Annotated in this window: 2 protein-coding genes; both read right to left on the bottom strand. The window is 50.0% G+C overall.

Translation table 11 applies throughout. The features are described 5' to 3' along the window. On the bottom strand, positions 1-259 hold a 259-nt coding region (locus ACTHUM_RS18635; protein WP_440403772.1), incomplete at its 3' end, for a primase-helicase zinc-binding domain-containing protein. Further along, entirely contained in the window at positions 256-441 is a 186-nt protein-coding gene (locus tag ACTHUM_RS18630; protein WP_070459984.1) for a polyribonucleotide nucleotidyltransferase, read from the bottom strand. The genes ACTHUM_RS18630 and ACTHUM_RS18635, both read right to left, overlap by 4 nt. Positions 442-518 lie beyond the last annotated feature (77 nt).

Below are 518 nucleotides of genomic sequence, written 5' to 3'. Positions count from 1 at the left end.
GCTTTAAGGCCGTCTGAAAATCACACCCGAAAAAGTGCATTACCAAGCCGAAACCATCACCCGCGCCGTTGTTGTAATGGTCGCAAATGAATGTGCCGTTTCCGTCCTTGTCGTCATATCTGAAACGGTCTTTCCCTCCACACGCGGGGCAGGGCTGGTGTTTGTTTTTCAGGTATCGCTGGTCTATGCCTAATGCCGCGTGTATTTCCGGCCAGCGGTATTGCGCGGCTGCTCTGATTTCTTTGCATGTCGGTTTCATTTTCCTACCTCCTCGAATCTGTCCATAGATTCGCGGGCTATGGCTGATACGGTATGAATCGCCTCTTTTTGGCTTGCTCCGTCATTCACAATCAGCAAGATAGTGCTTACAACGTCCGCCGCTGCGATTGCCTTTTCTTTGCTGTTTAGTTGGTTTGCCAGTTTCTCCGTGATGGTTTTCATTGCTCTGCCTCCTCTGATACTGGCTCTAAAACAATTCCTGCTGTTGGGTCGGTTTCCCATATTGCGGGCGTTTCTTG

It is taken from the genome of Neisseria sp. P0021.S006 (assembly GCF_051956895.1).
This window is presented reverse-complemented; position numbering and strand designations above follow the sequence as displayed.

Bases quoted from the DNA above. Each gene is read 5' to 3' on its own strand.
- ACTHUM_RS18630 (WP_070459984.1), bottom strand. From the start codon at position 441: ATGAAAACCATCACGGAGAAACTGGCAAACCAACTAAACAGCAAAGAA.